The sequence below is a fragment of the Nocardia anocheti genome (assembly GCF_029675105.1).
Classification (GTDB): domain Bacteria; phylum Actinomycetota; class Actinomycetes; order Mycobacteriales; family Mycobacteriaceae; genus Nocardia.
Genome location: NZ_JAQQFV010000009.1, coordinates 102,950 through 119,593, shown reverse-complemented (window position 1 = coordinate 119,593; position 16,644 = coordinate 102,950). Strand labels below are relative to the sequence as shown.

The 16,644-nt window shown below is 66.5% G+C and carries 11 protein-coding genes; 9 read left to right on the top strand and 2 right to left on the bottom strand.

The annotated features are described in order from the left end of the window. Window positions 1-38: 38 nt before the first annotated feature. On the bottom strand, window positions 39-2,597 hold the full coding sequence (locus QC180_RS23465) for an FHA domain-containing protein (RefSeq protein ID WP_278264961.1): 2,559 nt from the start codon (window positions 2,595-2,597) through the stop codon (window positions 39-41). 107 nt (window positions 2,598-2,704) lie between these two features. On the opposite strand from QC180_RS23465, the gene QC180_RS23460 reads away from it, so the two are divergent. Beyond that, window positions 2,705-4,150: a neutral zinc metallopeptidase gene (locus QC180_RS23460; protein ID WP_278264960.1), complete on the top strand. Its 1,446-nt coding sequence runs from the start codon at window positions 2,705-2,707 to the stop codon at window positions 4,148-4,150. 2 nt (window positions 4,151-4,152) lie between these two features. Here the strand turns inward: QC180_RS23460 and QC180_RS23455 are convergent, their stop codons facing one another. Then, window positions 4,153-5,469, bottom strand: a complete 1,317-nt coding sequence (locus QC180_RS23455) for an FHA domain-containing protein (RefSeq protein ID WP_278264959.1) — start codon at window positions 5,467-5,469, stop codon at window positions 4,153-4,155. Between the two features lie 145 nt (window positions 5,470-5,614). Here QC180_RS23455 and QC180_RS23450 point away from each other — a divergent pair, with 145 nt between their 5' ends. The 8 genes from QC180_RS23450 to QC180_RS23415 all read left to right on the top strand — a co-directional run bounded on the left by QC180_RS23450 (window position 5,615) and on the right by QC180_RS23415 (window position 16,207). Next, complete coding sequence (locus QC180_RS23450) at window positions 5,615-6,811, top strand: DUF7373 family lipoprotein (RefSeq protein WP_278264958.1); 1,197 nt, start codon at window positions 5,615-5,617, stop codon at window positions 6,809-6,811. A 222-nt stretch (window positions 6,812-7,033) separates the two neighbouring features. Further along, a complete protein-coding gene (locus tag QC180_RS23445; protein WP_278264957.1) occupies window positions 7,034-8,239 on the top strand; it encodes a DUF7373 family lipoprotein in 1,206 nt (401 codons plus the stop codon). Beyond that, window positions 8,236-9,483: a DUF7373 family lipoprotein gene (locus QC180_RS23440; RefSeq protein WP_278264956.1), complete on the top strand. Its 1,248-nt coding sequence runs from the start codon at window positions 8,236-8,238 to the stop codon at window positions 9,481-9,483. The genes QC180_RS23445 and QC180_RS23440 overlap by 4 nt, the downstream gene beginning before the upstream one ends. An 88-nt stretch (window positions 9,484-9,571) precedes the next feature. Continuing rightward, on the top strand, window positions 9,572-11,095 hold the full coding sequence (locus QC180_RS23435) for a serine/threonine-protein kinase (RefSeq protein ID WP_278264955.1): 1,524 nt from the start codon (window positions 9,572-9,574) through the stop codon (window positions 11,093-11,095). A 92-nt stretch (window positions 11,096-11,187) separates the two neighbouring features. Then, window positions 11,188-12,372, top strand: a complete 1,185-nt coding sequence (locus QC180_RS23430; RefSeq protein ID WP_278264954.1) for a DUF7373 family lipoprotein — start codon at window positions 11,188-11,190, stop codon at window positions 12,370-12,372. A gap of 9 nt (window positions 12,373-12,381) precedes the next feature. Further along, window positions 12,382-13,626 carry a DUF7373 family lipoprotein gene (locus tag QC180_RS23425; RefSeq protein ID WP_278264953.1) on the top strand — a complete coding sequence of 415 codons (1,245 nt, stop codon included), beginning with the start codon at window positions 12,382-12,384 and terminating at the stop codon, window positions 13,624-13,626. A gap of 67 nt (window positions 13,627-13,693) precedes the next feature. Next, window positions 13,694-14,944, top strand: a complete 1,251-nt coding sequence (locus QC180_RS23420) for a DUF7373 family lipoprotein (protein ID WP_278264952.1) — start codon at window positions 13,694-13,696, stop codon at window positions 14,942-14,944. A gap of 3 nt (window positions 14,945-14,947) precedes the next feature. Next, the gene (locus QC180_RS23415; RefSeq protein WP_278264951.1) at window positions 14,948-16,207 is read left to right on the top strand and encodes a DUF7373 family lipoprotein; all 1,260 of its coding nucleotides are present in this window, start codon (window positions 14,948-14,950) and stop codon (window positions 16,205-16,207) included. Window positions 16,208-16,644 lie beyond the last annotated feature (437 nt).

The following is a 16,644-nucleotide window of genomic DNA, read 5'->3' as shown; positions in this document are numbered from 1 at the left end:
CACGGATAGGGCTCTGACCTGGCTCATGCCCGCCTCGCTCATGCCTGGGACTTCTTCAGCCGCAGGCGCGTCCAGGTGATCGCCGCCAGCACCGCGGTGATCACGATGACCATCACGACGTCGAGGGCCCAGATACCGATGGTGTGCTTCCAGAGCGGATCGTCCTGGGCGCCGTAGAAGATCTTCGTCAGGTCGACGGTCGAGGCACCGGCGGCGTATCCCCAGCGGGCCGGGAACAGGTAGGACACCTGCTCTAGCCCGACGCGGTCGGTCACCGGGATCAGGCCACCGGCCATCACCAGCTGCACCATGATCATCACCACGAGCATCGGCATGACCTGCTCGTTGGACTTGGCCAGACTCGACATCAGCAGGCCGAACACCACACAGCACACCGCGGTCATCGCGATGTCGATGTAGAGCTCGATGCTGCCGTTCGGGATCAGCGCGCCCTCACCCGGCGGCTTCTTGCCGACCAGGGTGATGCCGATCAGCACCGCCGACTGCAGGAACGCGACCACGCTGAACACCGCGATCTTGGCCAGCAGATACGCCGACGGCATCAGCCCGACGGCGCGTTCGCGCTGGAAGATCGACCGCTCACCGACCAGATCACGCACGCTCAGCGTGGCGCCCATGAAGCAGGCCCCCAGGATGAGCACCACCAGCAGCTGCTGGGTCTCGCTGCCGCCCGAGCGCGCGAACGACCCGTCGGCCTGGGCCACCAGCGCGCCCGCGGCGAAACCGTTCTTGCCCGGCACCACCAGCGACAGCGCGCCGAGGATGAACGGCAGCACCACCAGGAACACCAGGTAGCCGCGGTCGGCGAAGATCAACCGCAGCTGCCTGCGCGCCAGCGTGGAGAACTGCCGCATGGCATTGGACTGCGGGGGCGCGCCCATGCTGCCGCGTTGCGGTGGCGCGGGCGGTGGCGGTGGCACATACGCCTGGCGGGAGCGATAGGCCGCGAAGGCCTGGTCCGGATTGGCCGCGACATTCGCGAAGATCTCGGCCCAGTCGCTGGTGCCCAGGGCCGCGCCGACGCCACCGGGGTGACCGGCGAACGCGGTCTTGCCGCCGGGGGCCAGCAGCACCACCTGGTCGCACATGTCCAGGCAGGCCACCGAGTGGGTCACCACGATCACGACGCGACCGGCGTCGGCCAGCTCGCGCAGCATCTGCATGACCTGGCGGTCCAGCGCCGGGTCCAGACCCGAGGTGGGCTCGTCGAGGATCAGCAGCGAGGGACCGGTGAGCAGCTCCATCGCCACCGACGCGCGCTTGCGCTGACCACCGGAGAGCCGGTCGACGCGGGTGTCGGCGTGCTGGGTGAGCGAGAGTTCCTGGAGCACGCCGTCGATCACCTGCTGCCGGTCGGCCTTGGTGGTATCGGGCGGCAGCCGCAGTTCGGCGGCGAAGCCGAGCGCCTGGCGCACGGTCAGCTGACGGTGCAGCACGTCGTCCTGCGGGACCATGCCGATACGCGAACGCAGCGCCTCGTACTCGGCGTGCAGATTGCGGCCCTCGAAGGTGACCACACCGCCGGAGGGCTGGGTATTGCCCGCGATGAGCTTGGACAGCGTCGACTTGCCCGCGCCCGAGGGCCCGATCAGCGCGGTGAGCGTGCCGCGCCCCGCCTGCATGTTGACGTCGACGAGCAGCTGCTTGTTGCCCTCGACCGTGAACCCGACCCCGTGCACCGTCAGGCCCAGCTCGGCGACCGGCTTCTGCCGGTGCGTCAGCGCGCCCTGGTTGACGACGAAGTCGATATTGCCGATGGTGACGATGTCGCGTTCGCGCAGCACCGTGCGCTGCTGGCGATGACCGTTGACGAAGGTGCCGTTGGCCGACCCGAGGTCCTCGATCGTCAGGCCCTCCGCGGAGGACACCAGGCGCGCGTGCCGACGCGAGGCCAGCGGATCGTTGACCACGATCTGGTTGTCGGAGGTACGACCGATACTCAGGCCACCGGCGGGAATGCGGTCACCGCGCGCGACCGGTTCGGTCGAGGCCGACTTGCGCACCGGCGGCAGCATCGAGGAGTCGGCGCGGCGGGTCATGTTGATGTTGTCCTGCGGCGCCACCGGCTGCGCGGGCAGCTGCGAGGTCGGGACGTACTGCGGCGGTTGGTGCGGGCGCTGGGCCTGCGGATTCGGTCTGGACGGCGGCGGGAACTGCGGACGTTGCGGCGGGCGGGGCTGATGCTGCTGTGGCGGTGATTGCGGCGGCGAGGATTGCGGCTGCGACGGCGGCGCGAGCACGGTGGCAGCGTGCCGCGACCCCACCGCGGCAGGGACCAGGTGCAGCAGCGGGCCGCTGATCGCGTCGCCCAGGCGGACCTGGGTGGGCCGGTCGATCGACACGGGCTGGTTCAGCCTGCGCGCGTCGACGAAGACGCCGTTGGTGCTGCCGTTGTCGGCGAGTACCCACGCGCCGTTCTGGAAACGCAGGGTGGCGTGCACGCGCGAGACCAGCGGACTGTCCACGAACAGGGTGACCTCGGGCGCACGGCCCATGGTGATCTGCTGGCTCGCTTCGAAGACTCGTTCGGTTCCATCATGGCGCACGGTGATGGTCTGCGCCCCCGGTGAAGACATGGAGCGGATACTATGCCATCGCCCGGACATCGGCGGTGCCCCCGAGACGGCTTCTGCGCCGATCCGGTGATCGACCTGCACACGGATCCGGCCGACCAGGGGGATAGATGCCGAAAGGCCAAGTGTTCGTTGTGATCACCGCCGTGCTGTGCGCGCTGGCGGGTGTGGGGTGCACGCGAGCGGTCGACGGCCACGGGGTCTCGATCTACGACGACCCCTTCCAGGTCGCCGGTCTGCCGACCACCGGCGGACCCAACGGCCCACGTCCCGGCGTCCCCGACGCCGATCTCACCGCCACCAACGGCGACGACGGTGACGTCGACCAGCTGGCCCTCAACGCGATCGCCGACATCCAGTCCTACTGGCAGTCGGTCTTCGGCGCCGAATTCCGCGACCAGACCTTCGACCCGGTGCGCAAACTCATCTCCTGGAACGCGCGCGCCCCGCGCAGCCAGGCGGTCGAATTCTGCAAGGAGACCACCTACCACCTGGTCAACGCGGCCTACTGCCGCAGCGACAACTCCATCGGCTGGGACCGCACCATGCTGCTGCCCACCATGAGCGAGACCTTCGGCCCGATGTCGGTGGTGATGGTGCTCGCCCACGAGTACGGGCACGCCATCCAGACCATGGCCGGGCTGGTCACCAAGAAGACACCGGTGCTGGTCAAGGAACAGCAGGCCGACTGCTTCGCGGGCGCCTTCATGCGCCACGTCGCCGAGGGCAAGTCCGAGCACTTCACCATCAACACCTCCGACGGCCTCAATTCCGTGCTGGCCGCGACGGTTTCGATCCGCGACTCCGATCCCGACGACCCGGAGAGCGTGCACGGCTCGGCCTTCGAACGGGTCACCGCCGTGCAGGTCGGCTTCACCGACGGCCCCCGCGGCTGCAAGGGCATCGACGAGGACGAGATCGACCAGCGCCGCGGCAATCTGCCGCAGAGTTTCTCCGGCGACAGCGGTCGCGGCGAGTACCCGATCTCCAAGGACAACCTGGTCGAGCTGAGCAAGGCGCTGCAGGCGATCCTGCCGGTGGACGACAGCCCCAGCTACGACTACTCCGGTGCCCGGATCGAATGCGCCGACGGCGCCCCCACCGAACCGGTCACCTACTGCCCCGCCACCAATGTGATCGCCACCGACGTCAGCGGCCTGGCGCAGCGCGGCGCGGTCGACACCGACGACGACGGCCCGCTCCCGGTGAAGGTCAGCGGCGACTACAACGGCTACGTCGTGTTCATCTCCCGCTACACCCTGGCCGTGCAGCAGAGCCACGGCCAGGCGCTGACCGGCGCGAAGACCGGTCTGCGCGCGGCGTGCCTGTCCGGGGTGGTCACCGGCAAACTCGCCGAACCGAACCGCCCGGTCAGCCAGGGCGACATCCAACTCTCCGCGGGCGACCTCGACGAAGCCGTCTCCGGCCTGCTCACCGACGGCCTGGCCGCCAGCGACGCCGAGGGCAACACGGTCCCCAGCGGCTTCTCCCGCGTGGACGCCTTCCGCGCGGGCGTCCTCAACGGCGAGACCACCTGCCTGTCCCGCTACAGCTAGCCTCAGCCGAAGGGCGGTGGGGCGGCGGGTTCGTAGCGTAGGACGCGGTTGCCGATCATCACCTCGGTGCCCGGGACCAGGATCATCGGCTGGTTCGGGGTGAGGCGGATCCAGTCGCGGTAGCCGGGCAGGCGTGAGCGGGTGCCGTTGGTGGAACCTCGGTCGAGCAGCTGCACGTCCCAATTCACCAGGTGCACTTCGGCATGCGCGCGCGACATGCCGCCGGAGGTGTCGTCCACGCGCAGCGGGATGAGTCCGCGCTGGGCGGCCTCGGAGTTCTCCGGGTCGCGGCCGATCACCGCGTCGGCGGCCAGCAGGAAGGTCATGCCGTCGTCGAGGACGAGCATGCCCAGCGGGGGCCGCACGACCTCGGCGAGTGCCTGGGTCTGGTCGACCGGCATCCCGCACACCGTGCAGAACGCCGCGCGCGGATCGCTGGGATGCGCACGCGCGCACTTGAATCCCATCACCTTGACCGCGAGCACGGTCGAGCGCGCGGTGGCTTCCAGCCTGCGCTGCAGGTCCGGGTCGGGTTCCGGGGCCGGGTTGGTGCCCGCCTGCCGGGTCTCGGCGTGGTGCGGGTCGACGGTGGCGTGCGCGGGTCCGGTCGCGCTGGTGACCGCGTCCATCATCGAGGTCGCGGGCTGCATGCCGGTCGCGGGCGCCTCGGCCGGTCGCGAATCCTGCTGCGGCGCGGGCGGTTCCCGGTCGATGCGCGCGGTGGGCGGCGGTGGCCGACGGCCCGCGCTCGCGGGGTCGGCGGGGCGCACCCGGCTGCGCACGTCGTTGGACCACACCACGGCCCCGCCCGCCTGGGCGATGCCCTCGACCAGCCAGCCGATCCCCCGCTCCGGCGGCAGATCGGGGATACGACCCTTGGCGTCGTCGATGAACAGCGCGACGCCCCTGGCCGGTTCCGAGGCCACCCGGTCGACGGTGAAGGCCGCGTCACTACCCCGGTAGTACTCGGGTCCGTGTTCCCCGGCGAGCACGGCCGTCACCGCGCCGTGCAGGAAGATCGCGATGCCGCCGTTCTCGGCCGCCGAGAGCACGCCGAAATCGATCGGCACCCCCGGCGAGATCTGCTCGGCGTACTTCATCAACCAGCGCGTGGCCTCGCGCGCCACCACCGAACCGGGACCGCCGGGTGCCTCCTCGGCCGCCCCGCGCACCAGCTCCGCCAGCGATTCCAGCGCGAGGGCGGCGGTGTCGCCCTGGCCGGGTCTGCCCTGCCCCCGGTGCGCCACCACGATCACCGCGCCCGCGACGTGCGCGACCGCGTGACTTCCGGGCACCACTTCGACCTGCCGATCCCTCACAGGTATCGGCCTCCACCGGAACCACACAGCAGGGTCGTCGCCATAGCTCCCAGACTATGGCAAAGCTCCACACATAGGTCCCCCTGGGCGGGATTCCTCCGGTAACTTCACAGGTATCGCGCGAGAACGTCGAGGGGGCGCTGTGATGAGCTGTTCGACCAGGATCCGGCTCGCGGCCGCGCTGTGCGGTGCCGCGCTGCTCACTCTCACCGGCTGCGCGATCGAGGGCTCCGCGGTACCGGGAGAAGCCGACGTGCGCGGCCTGGAGACCGGCACCTACGCCGTCGACCGGCACCATTTCGACGACACGGCGGGCGCCAAAGGCGCACTCGTGGAGGGCATGCGGATGTCGGCGGCCGTCGCGCCCGCGGTGCGCATCGATTCCTCGCTGACCTACGGGCGCGGCGGTGCCGTCGTCGGGGATGTCACGCGCGCACTGGATTTCGTCGCCAATGTGTCCAGACCCGTGCTGGAGAAACGCAAGTACGTCACCGGCTACGCCGCGCTCGGCGCCGACAAGCCCGACCCGGCCGACTCCAAACGCCCGTCCGCCGACGCCACCGCCGTCAGCGTCTTCGTGCTGCGCTTTCCCGACGCCACGGCCGCCACCCTGGCCGCGCGGGAACTCGAGGACGCCGACCTGGCGGTGTCCCCCGACAACCGCAAGCTCACCTCCACCCGCTACCCCGAGGCCTACCTGCACTGGCGCCCCGGCGTCGCGACCATCGGCGCGTTCCACGCCCACGAGCAGTTCGTCATCTCCCTGTTCATCCAGCGCCCCCGCGCCGAGGCCACCGACCTCACCGACTGGGCCGACCGGGCGTTGACCGCCGAACTCGCCCAGCTGGCCCGGTTCACCGCCACCCCGGCCGACAAACTCGCCGACCTGCCCGTCGACCCCGACCGCCTGCTCTCCCGCGCGGTCGTCGAGGACCGCCGCGGCCTGCGCCCCGACCAGAACGTCTTCGGTGTCTACAGCACCGCGCACCTGGTCAACCGCGCCTACGACCAGACCGCCCGCCAGGAACTCGTCGACGCCACCGGCGCCGACCAGATCGCCGTGGTCGACGGCGGCTCGATCACCCGCACCCGCGACCAGTCCGCCTCCGAGGCCCTGATGAAGGGCCTCATCGACTCCTCCGACGGCTTCGACACCCTCCCCGCCCCCAACGACATCCCCGGCGCCCAGTGCCTCAAACTGCGCACCCCGGCTGACGACACCTACAACTACCGCTGCTACGTCCCCTACAAGCGCTACCTGGGCATCGTCAGCGCCGAACGCGAACCCGAAGTCCGCCAAAAGGTCTCCGCCCAATACGCCCTCCTCGCCAACAGCCTGTGACCTGTTCCTCCTGGGCGCCGGTATCCACCACTGGTACGCCCTCGTGAGCGGCAACCAGTTCATCGACGCGCGTCAGGGCACCGCGGCCCAGTCCGTGATCTCCGCGGACACCCGGTAGCCGAGGCCGGTCCGCGAAGGGGGCCGTCACCGAGCGACCCACGCCTTCGTCGGACCCGTGCCGTACGATTCGGCCGACGACCGATTCCGGGGAGGGAGATCGACGTGGGAATTCCTGTACCAGCCAGGGCCGCGTGCGCCCTGCTCGCGGCTGTGCTCGTGACGGGGGCGATCGCCGGTTGCGATTCCGGGCCCGAAGCCCAGGGCGCCACCGATCCGCCGGTCGACCTCACCACCCTCGACGTCGGCAACTACGCCACCGAGCCCCGCGAGGTCGGTGTGGTCGCCAATCAGGACCAGGCCCGCTTCATCGAGGCCGAACGGCTCGGCGACCACGTGCCCACCCCCGCCGACATCGACCCGCGATTCGTCCACACCAATCCCACGATCGCCTCGGTGTTCCTCGATCCGGAGGCCGCGCTCGGCAAGATCATGGCGGTCGACCGGTTCGCCGAGGCCGCGCCCGACTTCATCGGCGGATTCGTCAGCTCCGCCCAGACCGAGCCCAACAACCAGGGCATCGACATGGTCAACGCGGTGATGATCTTCCCCGACGACCAGAAAGCCGCCACCGCCGCGACCGAACTCGAACGTCTCGACTTCGGCTACGCCCCCGGCAACCAGCCGATCGAGATCCCCGGCTACCCCGGTGCCAAGGCGCACTGGCAGCCCGACCAGCAGTCGATCGGTTCGTGGTTCGCCGTCGGCCACCTGGTGGTCTACACCTGGCTCTACGACTACCTCAAGATCTACCTCGAGAAGGTCGACAAGCAAGCCCTGCTCGACCTCACCCGCAAGAGCCTCGACACGCTCGTCCCCGAACTGAGGAAATTCACCCCCACCCCCACCGACCAGCTGATGACCTTGCCGCGCGACCGCGACGGCATGCTCGGCCGCACCGCCCCGCGCCCCCGCGAGGACTCCTGGATCAATCCGCCCGGCGTCTACGCGGGCCGCACCGCGCGGCATTTCACCTCCGATCCGGTGGCGATCGCGCAGGTCATCGAGGAGGCGGGCGTCGACCTGTACGCCTCCGACGGCGCCGATGTCTACCGCGCCCGCGATATCGCCGGTGCCCAGGCCGTGCGCGACGAACTCGGCGGACTCACCCGCAAGTTCACCGCCTCCGAGCCGCCCGAGAATCTGCCCTTCGCCCAGTGCAAGGAGTACATCGGCAGGCAGCGCTTCGCGATCCGCTTCTACTGCGCGGTCTCCTACGACCGCTACGCCGCCTATGTCTGGTCGCATCAGTTGCTCGACGCCCAGCAGCGCATCGCCGCCCAGTACGCCCTGTTGGTGAACGCCGCATGAGCACCTCGACGCGTTTCGCGAGCGCCCTGATCGCCGTCGCCCTGACCGCCGTGCTCACCGCCTGCGGTTCCACCATGGCGGGCACCGCCCTGCCCGCGGAAACCGATTTCCGCACCCTGGACACCGGTTCCTATCCCACCGAACCGCTCAACGCCCACGACGACGACCCGGTCCTGCCGTTCTACGAGATGTACGAGGTGGCCGCGATGCGGATCGCCGACCACGTGATCACCGCCACCGACATCGACCCGCAGATGGGTTTCGGCAAACGCGCGCGCACCGCGTCCGCGGGCGTCATGCCCTGGGCGCTGGGCGACGACACGGTGATGTCGGGGATCGCGAAGAAGCACAAGATGCTCTACGGCTTCGAATCCAACGGCGCGTCCAGGGACACCAGCGTCAACACCCTCGGCGGCTGGCCGTCCAAACAGGCCAACAACCGGTTCACCGCCACCACGATGGTCTTCCAGTTCCCCGATGCCGAGCGCGCGAACGCGGCCGCCCGCGAGTTCCACGACGCCGACTTCGCCGCCCAGGAGGGCAAGAACCAGCCGGTCTCCCTGCCCGGATACCCTGCGGCACTGTCACATTGGCGCCCCGACTCGCCGTTCCTGCGCACCCTGCTCCCGCACGGACCGTTCGTCATCGCCTTCCTGCTCTCGGTCGACAAACCCGACCAGCAGGCCCTGACCACCCTCGCCGAGACCGCGTACGCCAAACAGATCGACGCGCTGGACAAGACCACGCCGCTCACCGACGAAGAGGCAATGACCCTGCCCTGGGACCCCGACCACGTGCTCATGCGCGCCCTCAATCCCGAGCAGCTGTCCAGCCCCGAGGGCTCGGGCCAGTATCTGCTCGTCGGCAAGCAGGGCATCCTGCACTACTCCGGTGACCCGCTGCCCAGCGACCGTCAGTACGTCGACGAGCAGTTCACCGAGATGAACGCCGAACAGGTCGCCGTCTCGTGGGGTTCCTATGTCATCCGCACTCCCGACGACGAGAGCGCCCGGCGCGCGGTCACCGAGAAACTGTTCCCGTGGCGCACCGAAACGGAGGCCGCCGCCCCGCCCAATGTTCCCGATTCCGCCTGCGTCGAGAACAAACAGCAACTCGACGGTCGGAAACGCTTCAGCTGCGTCCTCGCTTACCACCAGTTCGTCGGAATAGTAAGCAGCAACCAGCTTTTGGATGCCCAGCAACGCGCGGCGGCGCAGTATGCGGTTTTCGCCAACACCAGATAATCCCGCACCTGCCCTTCCCCGCCGAGTCCGATATGCTCCAGCCGGGAAAAGCGGCAGGGTGCGGCACCGAGTCAGGAGATCGTGAAAGATGGCGATGAGCCCCGGCACCATCGTCGGCGGGTACCGCGTGCAGCGTGTGCTGGGCGCCGGCGGTATGGGCACCGTATACCTGGCCAAGCACCCGAGTCTGCCGCGCATGGACGCCCTGAAGGTACTCAGCGCCGAACTCAGCCGCGACCCGGAGTTCCGCGCCCGCTTCGAGCGTGAGGCCAACCTCGCCGCCGGTCTGGACCACCCCAATATCGTCTCCGTCTACAACCGCGGCGAGGAACACGGCCAGCTCTGGATCGCCATGCAGTACGTCGACGGCACCGACGCCGCCGCCGAACTCGCCCGCGACCGCCACGCCATGACCCCGCTGCGCGCCCTGCGCATCACCACCGAGGTCGGCAAGGGCCTGGACTACGCGCACCGCCGCGGCCTGCTGCACCGCGACGTCAAACCCGCCAACTTCCTGCTGTCGAGCACCGACGGCGACAACGAGGACGAACGCGTCTTCCTCACCGACTTCGGCGTCGCCAAGTCCACCGACGACGCCACCGAACTCACCCAGACCGGCAGCTTCCTGGCCACCATCGCCTATGCCCCACCGGAGCAGCTCAGCGGCGCCCCCCTCGACCACCGCGCCGACATCTACAGCCTCGCCTGCGCCTTCTACAAACTCCTCACCGGCCAGAACCCCTACCCCGCGGCGCAACCCGCCATGGTCATGATGGGCCACCTGCACGAACCCCCACCCCTGGCCACCAAGGTCAACCCCGGCCTCCCCCACGCCATCGACCACGTCTTCGCCCGCGCCCTGGCGAAGAACCCCGCCGAACGCTTCGCCACCTGCCGAGAATTCACCGACGCCGCCGCCAACGCCCTGGTCCCCGGCTTCAACCCCACCGGCCACAACACCTCCCCCACCTACCCGATCCAGGTGATGCCGCCCCGGGAGACCACCGGTCCCCGCATGGCGACCGCCACCGGCTCCATCGACCTGACCCCGCCCAAGACCAGAAACCCCAAGCGCATCGCGGCCATCGCGGGTGTCGGTGTGCTGGTCGTCGCGCTCGGTGTCGGCGCCGGTGTGTGGGCCACCAGCGGCGGCTCGGACCCCACCACCCCGACCGGCGCTCCGACCACCTCGGTCAGTGCCCAGAATCCCGCTTTCCAGGGCAAGACCGTCACCCTGCTGGATGTGACCCAGCCCAACAGGTTCTCGATCTACCTCACCGGCAGCCCGCAGACCCAGTTCATGGAAAAGCTCGGCTTCGTCTACAACTTCGAATACACCAACACCGAGGGAGAGCCCTCCCCCAAACAGGTCACCGACGGCTACAACTCGCTCGAAGCACCCGACGACAGCTACGTCGTCGTCCTGCGCAGCGACGAAAAAGCCGGGGGCGGTGGCCTTCTCGGACTGCCGTACGGCATCACCAGCACCCGCGCCATCGTCATCCCGATCGACGATCCGAGCACGGTCGCCGCGATGCGCAATTGGACGCCGGAATCCGAGACGGTGCTGCGCGAAAAGCTGGTGCCGACACTGCAGTCGAAGATTCGCTAGACACCATCCTTGGGGGGATTTCTTTGCGTTCCGTACCGCGGCGCCGACGTGCGCCCAGCTCGCCTCTGTTCAGGGGACCACTCGGCGTCGCCGTGGTCGTCGCCTGCCTGCTGACCACGGCCTGCGGTGATGAGCGCGAAGCCTCTGCGCCCACGCCCCGGATCGATCGAAACGCACTGGACGTCGGCAATTACCCGACAACTCCGGTGCCCCTCGGGAAAGCCACGACCGACGAGCAGGCGGCGCTGGTCGAGGCCCAGCGCCTGGCCGAAGTCGTGCCGCTACCCCACGAAATCGACCCGGCGTTGAAATATGCGCGAATGTTCAACGCCAGCCGCACATTCACCGATATCTCGGCTCCACCCCTTTCCCGGGAACTCCTGATGAGCCGCGAGAATTTCGATGCCGTCGCGCCCGGCTTCATTTCCGGACACTTTTCTCAGGGACGTACGCACGAGAACGCGAATCTGTCCTGGGAAATGGCGAACTACGTCCTCCTGTATTCGGACGCCGACTCGGCGAAACGGGCAGTATCCGCGGTAGCAGCCGAACACCGCCGGGAACTCGGCGACGACTACACCGAGGCCAGGATCGACAAGTATCCGGATGCGCGCGCGACCTGGACATCGAAGTACGACGCCCTCTACGTCTGGCATTCGACCGGCCGCTTCCTCGTACTGACCGTCGTCAACGATCATCTCGGCAATCAGATCGGTGCCGACGACCTGCCCGGCTCGACCGCCCATGCGACAAAAATCATGGACGCGCTGCCCGCCGGCCTGGAGAAATTCGCTCCGACGCCGCGCGACCAGTGGAACACCCTGGACCGCGATATCGACGGACTGCTGGCTTCGGCCGTCCCCGCCGCCAACGACGGAGCAGCCACCGGCACCACCGTTCCAGCCGTCTACCGCAGGCACGGCGCGCTACACGTCGCACAGAATACCGAAGTGGACGAAGCGCTGTTCGACGAGACAGGCGTCGACTTGGTCGCCTTCAACGGCGGCGCCCTGTATCGCGCCGAAAACCCGGCCGCCGCGCAACTCCTGGCCGATCGGCGCGCGCAGCTCGGCCGCCTCTACGTGGTGGCGCCCAGTCCGGCTGGTCTCCCGTCGGCGAACTGCCATGAAAGCCGCGAGGAGTTCCGGGGTTCGACACCGCGGTTCCACTGTTCCCTCGCGGTCGGGCGCTACGCGGCCGAAATCGGTGCCAACCAGCTCGCGGACGCACACCAACGTATCTCCGCTCAGTACGCGCTGCTGGCCGAAGCCGAGTAGGAGCCGACGATGCAACGAAAAGCCCTACGCAAATATCTCCTCGGCGCGGCCGCGATCGGTCTCGTGACGGCAGTGCTGGCATCGAGCTGCGGTTCCCGGATCGACGGCACCGCGACAGCAGGCGAAATCGACGTCCGCACCCTCGACGTCGGCAAGTACCCCGTACTTCCGGTGAGCGCCTACTACCAATACCGCCACAATTTCAGCTACGGACAGCGACTCGCGTCGATGCGACTGGCCGACGCGTTGATTCTCGGCACCGACGTCGACCCCACACTGAAGTACGGCGACTGGGATTCGTTCACCGCCGACACACTGTTGAGCTCGTTCAGCGACAACGTCCATCCGGCCTTGACAGAGCACAAGCTGCTCTACGGATTCGCCACCGGCAGTACGGATATCGAAACCTTCGGAGCCTTCGTCCTGTCCCCCGGAGACGACGCCATCGCCGACTACCAACGGCAGTACCGCCCGACCCATTTCGGAATGTCGGTCATGCAATTCCCCGACGCGACCGCCGCCGCCAAAGCCGCCGAGGCCATCGAACGACTCGACTTCGAGGTAGCACCCGACCAGAACCAGCGCGTGGGTCTGGACAAGTACCCGTCCGCGCGGTCCCATTGGCGACCCGGTGTCCCGACCCTGGGCACCGTCGTCGCGCACGGCAGCTACGTCGTCAACCTCCAGGTCGGCAAGCCCGATCCCGATCTACCCGCGTTGACCGCGCTGGCCACCCGTGTACTCGATGCCCAACTCCCCTGGCTCGACCAGCTACCACCGCTGTCGCCGACCGAGGTGCTGATGCTGAACAACGACCCGAGTGGCGTCCTGGAACGCGCACTGAACACCAACCGACTCGGCGGCCCGGAACCCGAACACTCGGCGTCCTACGGCCTCCAGGGCTTCTTCCACGTCCGGCGCGACAGCTTCGCCCAACGAGACCTCTACCAGCAGAGCGGAATCGAAAAAATCGGCATCGGCTGGGACGCCATCGTCTTCCGAGCCCGCGACACCACCGGCGCCGAGAAATTCCAATCCGCAATGTTCGACGGCCCAGCCTTCGCCCCCGCGGACAGCCCGACCACAGTCCCCGACACAACCTGCACCGAGAACAAAACCACCACCACCCACACCAAGCGCTTCACCTGCGCCGTCCGCTACCGCCACTTCGTAGCCTCGATCGACAGCCACCAACTGCACGACGCACACCAACGCGCCGCCGCCCAATACGCGACCTTCGCCAATGCGCAGTAGACCGCGGCGGCAAACCGATCCCGGTTCCAACCACCTGCCGTATCCCGAACTATCGAAGGGGGCCACCGTGCAATCCGGACCATCTCGCCCGAGAACCACCAGAACTCGACGCTTCCGGGTACCCCTCGCGGCAGCACTCACCGTAGCTTGCCTGCTCGCAACAGCGTGTGGGAGCGGTGACGAGGTTGCTGCGCCGGCCTCGCCGGAGATCGATCTCAGCGCTCTGAACGTCGGGAACTATCCGCGCGAACCCGAAGTCCTGGGGACGGTACGGAACGAAGACGAGGCACGCTATGCGGAGGCGATGCGGCTGGCGGAGGTGGTTCCGCTACCGTCGGATATCGATCCAGACCTGAAGTTCACCCGGAACAGGGACACAACCAGGACATTCATCCGAGCCGAGGACGTCATCGTCGAAGAGGTGATGAACATTCACCCTGACGACTTCAATGCCAGCACAGCCGGGTTCATCGGTGGCTTTTACTCCAATGCGGAATCAAATCGCCACAAGAGTCTTTCGTATAAATTGGAGAACTTCGTTCTTCTCTTTTCCGACGAGGAATCGGCCCGCCACGCCGCGATCGCACTGGGGGAAGCGAACCGCAGATATTACGCAGACGAGTACCAGAGTGTCGACATTCCGGGCGTGTCCGATGAGATCGCATACTGGAACCCGGAATGGTCGATGATAAACGCGTGGTTCGCCCACAAGAATTTTGTGATTCTCACATCGGTATCCGACTACCTGGCCAACGAGATCAAAACTCCAGACCTGCCCTCCCTGATCTCACGTACGGAGGGCTCCTACTCCAAGGTTGCCAGCGCAGTCGACAAGTTCACGCCAACCCCCCGCGACAATTGGATGACTCTCCAGCGAGACGTCGATGGCATGATCGGAAGAACCGTTTCCGGTACATACGGCATGAATGCCGAGGACATCGTCCCGGCCGTCTACACGGGCAGGTCAGTACTGCACGGATCACGCGATGCCGAGCGCGACGGCCCCTCCGTCGATGAATTCGGGGTCGACCGCGCATCGTTCAACGGCGGCGCACTGTACAGGGCACGAGATTCAGAGTCTGCGCAGACCCTTGCCGATAAACTGGCCAAGTTGGGAAAACTATTCAAACCGCTGGATCCACCAAAAGGCCTCCCGTTTGCCCAGTGCTTTGAAGCTAGGGGCAAATATCATTCCGGAGCCAGGTTCCGTTGCATTGTTGCAGCCGATAGATACGCTGCAGAGATTCCGGCCGACCAACTGGAAGATGCCTATCAGCGCATTTCTTCTCAGTATTCGATGCTGATCAATAGCAAGTAGGAGATGGTCAGATTGATTCAAAAAGAAGCCTGCCGACGCCACAGCCGGTACCTGATAGCTGTTGCCATCGCATCACTTACCCTCACCTCCTCGGGCTGCGGGTCAACAGCTCCAGGAACACCGACTGCCGGCGAAATGGATGTACGAACCCTGGCCGTCGGAAAATACCCGACAATACCGGTTGACTTCTTGGATGAATACTCACCCAACTACAACGACGGAAAAACTCTCGCAGCCCTTCGGCTCGCCGATACTTTGATCTTGGGTACCGATATCGATCCGAAATTGAAATACGGCCATTGGGATGCCATAGAACGCCCGCCTCTGGCAAACAGCGTCAGCAAGCAGGTGCAACCGGTTCTGGAAGCGAATAACATGCTCTACGGATTCGGCACAGCAAGCAGCGACAACACCGGCTACACCATCTTCGCCCTCGCTCCCGGCGACGAGGCTCTCGCCGACATCCAACGTGGCCTGAAGCCGACATACTTCGGACTTACAGTTTTTCAATTTCCAAATGCAGATGCCGCAGCAAAAGCTGCTTCCGATATCGAAAATGCCGACTTCGATGTGGATCAAGCTGCAAATCAGCGAGTTTCCATCGAAAAGTATCCAGATGCACACTCGCACTGGCGCCCCGGCATTCCGACCATGCTGACAACTGTCGCACGAGGAAGCTACGTGATCCACCTCCTGACAGGGTCTGCAGAGCCGGAACTCCCACAGCTGACCGTTCTTGCTGAAAAGATCCTGGATGCACAGCTTCCCAAGCTCGATGAGCTTTCGCCGCTGTCGCCAATGGAAATACTCATGCTCAGCAACGACCCCGACCAGATACTCCGACGCGCATTGAATCCGGAACAGCTAAATTTGCCGGACTCCGACCACTACGCAACATTAGGCATGCAAGGGTTCTTCCACACAAGACGAGATCAGGCGGAACGTCGGGCAATGTACGAAAAGGTTGGCGCCGATCGCTTCGGCATCGTATGGGGTACACAGGTTATCCGCACCCGCGATGCCGAAGGAGCCGAGTCTCTTACATCGACCGTGCTAGACGGTCCGAATACGACCCCTGCCGATCCACCTCCGAATCTCCCGATATCCAAATGTGTGGAGAACAAGGAAACAAGCCTTACTCTCAAACGCTTCTCCTGCGCGGTCGCGTACCGCCAATACGTCGAGATAGTCCAAAGCCACCAGCTGGGCGACGCACATCAAAGAGCAGCGGCGACGTACGCGGTGATGGCCAACAGCCAATAGCCCTGTGCTCTCCGTCACCTTCGACGTTCGGCGACCACCCCTTCGGTACTGAACCTTGGGTGCATCTGCGGAGAGTGCGTGTACGAGTCACCGTTCCAACGGTCGCAACGACCCCGCCGACAGCGTGTTAGGGCTCCCAACTTGCACTAGGGGATCGCGGAGAGGTCGGGTCATTAGGTAGGGTGACCGAGGAGCCAGCCCACTCACCGTCGATCGGTCAGAACAGTGGGAGGAGGGGACCAGGGGGTTGGCCATCTGCATTCGGAGCATGTTCGGTCCTTCCATACGACCCGTGCCCGATCATCGACCAGGGGGAATCTACGCGCGAGTCGGGCTGGGAGATCGGATGCGGCCCGATCCAAGAATTTTGAAACTTGATGGAACCGATCGCCATCGGTCGGCGTCCAAGTATATGAGCTGGGAGTACCAGTCCCAGA

Coding starts and splice junctions, on each gene's coding strand:
- QC180_RS23465 (WP_278264961.1), bottom strand. CDS start 2,597: ATGTCTTCACCGGGGGCGCAGACCATCACCGTGCGCCATGATGGAACC.
- QC180_RS23450 (WP_278264958.1), top strand. CDS start 5,615: ATGAGCTGTTCGACCAGGATCCGGCTCGCGGCCGCGCTGTGCGGTGCC.
- QC180_RS23425 (WP_278264953.1), top strand. CDS start 12,382: ATGCAACGAAAAGCCCTACGCAAATATCTCCTCGGCGCGGCCGCGATC.
- QC180_RS23440 (WP_278264956.1), top strand. CDS start 8,236: ATGAGCACCTCGACGCGTTTCGCGAGCGCCCTGATCGCCGTCGCCCTG.
- QC180_RS23435 (WP_278264955.1), top strand. CDS start 9,572: ATGGCGATGAGCCCCGGCACCATCGTCGGCGGGTACCGCGTGCAGCGT.
- QC180_RS23415 (WP_278264951.1), top strand. CDS start 14,948: ATGGTCAGATTGATTCAAAAAGAAGCCTGCCGACGCCACAGCCGGTAC.
- QC180_RS23460 (WP_278264960.1), top strand. CDS start 2,705: ATGCCGAAAGGCCAAGTGTTCGTTGTGATCACCGCCGTGCTGTGCGCG.